General features: G+C 73.3%; 1 protein-coding gene. It reads left to right on the top strand.

The features are described from left to right. The coding region (locus tag HV826_RS35880) for an SDR family NAD(P)-dependent oxidoreductase (RefSeq protein ID WP_176421505.1) at nucleotides 1-6,344 on the top strand (6,344 nt) is incomplete at both ends.

The raw sequence follows: 6,344 nt of genomic DNA, 5'->3' as shown, positions 1-6,344 counted from the left end.
CCCTCGGGGAAGCCCCTCCGCCCCCCACCGTGAACGCGGACCTGGGGAAGCAGGTGAGCGCCCTCGTGGTCGAGGCCGCGGCCTCCGTCCTCAAGATGAACGCCGCGGACGTGGAGCTCGACACGGACCTGCGCGACTTCGGCTTCGACTCCGTCTCCATCACCCAGCTCGCCGGCAGGCTGCGCGAACAGCTCGCCGTGGACCTCACGGCGTCGATGCTCTTCGAGCATGACCGGCTTGGCTCGCTCGTCGAGCACCTCCTCACCGAGCACTCCGCTGCGCTGAACGCGCGCTTCGCGGTGGTGCGTCCCCCAGAGCCGGCGCGCACCTCCCTGGAGCCTCGCACGCCCGCTCCAGAGGTCCGCCCACCCGAGCCCGCTCCGGCGCCACGCGCCCCCATGCCGGAGCGGCCCACACCTGCTTCGCCCGCGCCACGCGCCGCGCGCGCTGGGACGGAGCCCATCGCCATCATCGGCATGGGTGGCAGCTTCGCGCGCTCGCCCGACCTCGACACCTTCTGGCGGCACCTCGAGCAGGGCACCGACCTCATCGAGGAGGTTCCGCCGACGCGCTGGGACTGGCGCGCCCTTGAGGGCAATCCCCTGAGCGAGCCGAATCGGACCCACATCAAGTGGGGGAGCTTCATCGACGAGGTGGAGCACTTCGACGCCGCCTTCTTCCGCATCACCCCCCGCGAAGCGGCGCTGATGGACCCCCAGCACCGCCTCTTCCTCCAGCTCGCATGGAACACCCTGGAGGACGCTGGCTACCGGCCCAGCTCGCTCGCGGGGACGAAGACGGGCGTGTTCGTGGGCATCGGCACGACGGACTACCACGACCTGCTCCGGGACTTCGGCGTCGCGGCGGACGCGCACACCGCCACGGGGAAGGCCCACTCCGTCCTTCCCAACCGGCTCTCCTTCCTGCTGGACCTGCACGGCCCCAGCCTCCCGGTGGAGACCGCCTGCTCCAGCTCCCTGGTCGCCATCCACCACGCCGTGCAGTCGCTGCGCTCGGGCCAGAGCGAGCTGGCGCTCGTCGGTGGCGTCAACCTCCTGCTCAGCCCGCACCTCTACTTCGCGTTCAGCCGCGCGGGCATGCTGGCCGAGGACGGCCGCTGCAAGACGTTCGACGCCCGCGCCAACGGCTACGTCCGGGGTGAAGGGCTCGGCGCGCTCCTGCTCAAGCCCCTGTCGCGCGCGGAGGCGGACGGGGACACCATCCACGCCGTCATCCGGGGCACGGCCATCAACCACGGTGGCCGGGCGCAGGCGCTGACGGCCCCCAACCCCACGGCCCAGGCGGAGCTGCTGGTGGCGGCCTACGAGGATGCCCAGGTCGACCCCGCCACGGTCGGCTACATCGAAGCGCACGGCACGGGCACGCGCCTGGGTGACCCCATCGAGGTCAATGGCCTGCGCATCGCCTTCGAGCGGCTCTCTCAGCGCTGGGGCCGTCCCCCCTCCGCCCAGCCGCACTGCGCGCTCGGCTCGGTCAAGACGAACATCGGGCACCTGGAGACGGCCGCCGGCATCGCGGGGGTCCTCAAGGTGGTGCTGGCGTTGCGGCACCGCACCCTGCCCGCGAGCCTCCACTTCCAGACGCCCAACCCCGAGCTCCGGCTGGAGGGCGGCCCCTTCTACGTCAACGCGGACACCCGCCCCTGGCCCGCGCCCGGGGACGAAGAGGCTTCGCGCCGCGCTGGCGTGAGCTCCTTCGGCTTCGGTGGAACCAACGCGCACGTCGTCCTGGAAGAGTACCGGCCGGCGGCGCCCTCACCGGAAGCCGTCACGGGTCCGCAGTTGGTGGTGCTGTCCGCACGGGAGCCCACCACGCTGCGCGCCGCCGCCAGCCGCTTGCGCGCCGCCCTGCGCCGCCCGGAGCCCCCGCGCCTGGAGGACGTGGCCTATACCCTCGCGGTGGGGCGCGAGGTCCTGGACGAGCGACTGGCCATCGTGGCGCACAGCCTCGATGAGCTCACCGCGCGGCTCGACGCCTGGCTGGAGCGTGGCGACACCACGCAGGTCCACGCCGGCCGCGCGGAGGCCACGCGATGGGATGACCTGCTGCTCGGAGGCACGGCCGGGGCCACCTTCCTGGAGGCCCTGATGTCGGGCGGCGAGTTGGAGCGGCTCGCCCGCCTCTGGGTGGGTGGGGCCCTCGACGACCTGTCGCGGCTCTTCCCTCGCCCGCGCCGCCGCGTGTCCCTGCCGGGCCATCCCTTCACCGGTGCCCGGCACTGGCTGCTGCCCGCTCCCGCCGACCGTCTCTACGTGGAGCGCGCGCCACCGGAGCCCGCCCAGGTCATTGAAGCGGCACCGTCATATGTCCCCGGTCCGTTGGCGGGCGCTGCGCTCCAGGACGCGGCGCTCCACGTCCTCACCCAGGCGCTGGCGACCACGGCCGGGCTGGACGCGGAGCACCTCCAGTCCACGGCTGACTTCGAGAGCTACGGGATGAACTCCATCCTCATCTCCGAGGTCCACCAGAAGCTGGAGCTCACGTTCGGCAAGCTCCCCATCACGCTGTTCTACAAGTACAAGAACCTCGCGGAGCTGGCGTCCTATCTGTGCGAGGAGCACGCGGACGGCGTCCAGCGACTCGTGGCCACGCGGGACACGCCGCCCGCCGCGCCGCGGGTGACGGCCTCCGCGCCACGGCGCGAGGTGCACCCGCCGCAACCCGCGGCCAGTCCCGCGACGATGGACATCGCCGTCATCGGCATGAGCGGACGCTATCCCCAGGCGGAGGACCTGGAGCGCTTCTGGCGCAACCTGGAGGCGGGCCGCGACTGCATCGAGGAGATTCCGCCGGAGCGCTGGGACTACCGGCCGCTGTTCGACGCCTCGCGCCGTCAGCCCGGCTCCATCTACGCCCGGTGGGGCGGCTTCCTGGAAGGCGTGGACCGGTTCGACGCGGCCTTCTTCCAAATCTCCCCGCTGGTCGCCCGCTACATGGACCCGCAGGAGCGCCTCTTCCTGGAGACGGCCTGGGCCTGCCTGGAGGACGCGGGCTACACGCGGACGGGGCTGGCGAGGCCCGGCGCGGGCACCCCGCGCGCCCCCGTGGGCGTGTTCGTGGGCGTCACCTACAACGAGTACGCCCTGCTGGGCGCCCAGGAGTGGGCGCGCGGCCACCGCGTTCCGCTCAACACGCAGACGTTCTCCATCGCCAACCGGGTCTCCTACGCGCTCAACCTGAGCGGCCCCAGCCTCACGGTGGACACGGCCTGCTCGTCATCGCTCAACGCGGTCCACCTCGCCTGCGAGAGCCTGCGCTCCGGCGCCTGCGAGGCGGCCATCGCCGGGGGCGTGAACCTGTCACTGCACCCCAGCAAGTACGTGATGCTCTGCGCCAACCGCTTCGCGTCCAGCGACGGACGCTGCCGCAGCTTCGCCGAGGGAGGCGACGGGTACGTCCCGGGCGAGGGCGTGGGCGCCGTGCTGCTCAAGCCCCTGGCGCTGGCACTCCGGGACGGCGACGTCATCCACGGCGTCATCAAGGGCAGCGCGAACAACCACGACGGGAAGACCCACGGCTACACCGTGCCCAACCCCGTGGCCCAGGCAGAGGTCATCCTCGAGGCCCTGCGGCGCGCGGACGTCGACGCCCGCACGCTCAGCTACGTGGAGGCGCACGGCACGGGGACCAGCCTGGGCGACCCCATCGAAGTCACCGGGCTGACGGATGCCTTCCGCCAGCACACGGGCGACCGGGGCTTCTGCGCCATCGGCTCGGTCAAGGCCAGCATCGGCCACCTGGAGTCCGCCGCCGGCATCAGCCAGTTGCACAAGGTGCTGCTCCAGATGAAGCACCGCCGCCTGGCGCCCACCCTCATCCACGGATACAAGCTCAACCCCCACCTCGACTTCGCCAGCACACCCTTCCACGTCCAACGGGAGTCCACGCCCTGGCGCGCCCGGCCCGGTGAGCCCCTGCGCGCCGGCATCAGCAGCTTCGGCGCCGGCGGCGTCAACGTGCACCTCATCGTCGAGTCCTGGGAGCGCGCGCCCGCGCCCCGCGCCAGCCGCCCTCCGCGGCCCGCCGTCATCGTGCTCTCCGCGCGCACCCCGGAGCGGCTGCGCGCGCGGGCCCGCCAACTCCTCGACGCCCTCGACGCCCAGCCGGCCTGGGGAGAGGACGCGCTGGAGTCCCTCGCCTTCACGCTCCAGCGCGGACGAGAGGCCATGGCCGCCCGGCTCGCCTTCGTCGCGGAGGACCTGGCCACCTGCCGCGAGCGGCTGCGGGCCTTCGCGACGCACGCGGCGGACCCCACGGCGCCGCGCGCCCCGGGCCTCTTCACGGCGACCGTCGCGGAGACGCCCCAGCCGGGCGCCGCCCCCACCGAGGCCGCGCTGCTGGAGCGCGTGGGCCGGAGCGAGCACGAGGCCATCGCGCGCGCCTGGGTGGAAGGCACGCACTGGCCCTGGGAGGCCCTCTACCGGGAGCATCCGCCCCGCCGGATGTCCCTGCCCACCTACCCCTTCGTGGGAGAGCGCTACTGGATAGAGACCACGGCCACGGAGCCGCCGCCGGACGTGTCCGCGCCGCCGCCCCCCACGCCCGCCCCTGAGTCACAGCCCTCGCCGGGCGCGACGATGCGGCAGCGCCTGCTGGCCGTCCCCGGTGCCGAACGGCACGCGCTCCTCGTCCAGTTGCTCGGAGAGAGCGTAGCGCGAATCCTGGCCTATCCGCCGTCCACGCGGCCCTCCGCCGAGGAAGGCTTCTTCGACCTGGGGATGGAGTCGGTCCAGGCGATGCAGTTCGTGGAGCATCTGGAGCGCGAGCTGGGGATGGACCTGTACCCCACGCTGGCCTTCGACCACCCCACGCTGCGGGCCCTGGCGGGGTTCCTGCTCGAACGGCTCCCCACCGAGGTCGAACCCTCGCCCGTGCAGCCCCGCGCGGCGCCGGAGGAGGTCGTGCTCGCCCAGCAGGTCTGGCGCGGGGCTCCCATCGCCTCGTCCACGGAGGAGCCCCGGTCCCAGGGTGTCCTCCTCGTGGGGGGAGACGCGGCCCACGCCCAGGCCTTCCTCGCGCGGCTCCAGGCTCGGGGCCTCGCGGCGCCCGTGGTGCATGCGCGCCCGGGAGCAAACTTCTCGGAGGACGGCGCGGAGCCGACCCTGGACGTGTCGGACGCCCAGCAGGTGCGGCAGCTCCTCGCGTCCCTGGCACGGCGGGGCATCCAGCCCAGCCACGTCTTCCTCCTGACCGCGCTCGACGCGGCCTCCGCGAAGGAGCCGCTTCACGGCTTCACGCAGGTGCTGGGGCTCGCGCAGGGGCTGCTCGCGCACAAGACCGAAGGCACCGTGCGCCTGGGCTACCTCCACGCCACGGCGGATGGAATGCCCGCGGCGTCCCATGCCGCCATCGCGGGGTTCGCCCGCGCGCTCGGGCTGGAGACGCCGCGCCTGGTGCTCCAGACGGTGGCGCTGGCACCGGAGCTGCTCGCGCCGTCCGAGGTCGCGCGGCTGGCCCTGGCCAACAGCACACAGGCCGACATCGAGGTCCGCTACACGGCGGGCCAGCGCCAGGTGCGCGGACTGGCGCCGCTCTCCGCCGATGCGACGCGGCCTTCGCCCCTGCGGCACGGCGGGGCGTATCTCATCACGGGCGGCGCGGGCGGGCTGGGCCTGCTCCTGGCCGAGCACCTGGTCCGCACGCGGCAGGCCCGGGTCGCGCTCGTCGGTCGAAGTGAGCTGGACGAAGCCCGACGGCAGCGGCTGGAGAGCCTGCGCGAGACTGGCGCGCAGGTGGTGTACGTGCGCGGCGACGTCGGCGAGCCGTCCTCCGCCGCGCGGGTCGTCCACGAGGCCCACGCGCAATTGGGCGCGTTGAACGGCATCATCCACGCGGCGGGGGCGACCCGTGACGCGCTCGTGCCGGCCAAGTCCAGGGAGCAGTTGGACGCGGTGCTGGGTCCCAAGGTGAGCGGGACGCTCCACCTGGACGAGGCCAGCCGCCACCTGCCGCTCGACTTCTTCGCCCTGTTCTCCTCGACGGCGGCCATCACCGGGAACGTGGGGCAGAGCGACTACGCCTTCGCCAACGCCTTCCTCGACGCCTTCGCCTTCGAGCGTGAAGCGCGCCGGGCGCGCGGTGAGCGGCACGGACGCACGGTGTCGTTCAACTGGCCGCTGTGGGCCGAGGGCGGCATGCGCGTGGATGCGCAGACGCTGCGCTTCATGGAGCGGCGCGGGGGCCTCACGCCCCTGCCCTCCGCGCTCGGCTGGGAGACCTTCGAGCAGGGGCTGCGCCTGGAGGGCTCGCAGTGCGTCGTCTTCCACGGCGTCCGGGAGACCATCGTCCAGCGCTTCGGCATCGCCCCCTGCCCACCGCCGGAG

Source organism: Myxococcus sp. AM010, from assembly GCF_013372585.1.
In the GTDB taxonomy this organism is placed as follows: Bacteria; Myxococcota; Myxococcia; order Myxococcales; family Myxococcaceae; genus Myxococcus; species Myxococcus vastator.
This window is presented reverse-complemented; position numbering and strand designations above follow the sequence as displayed.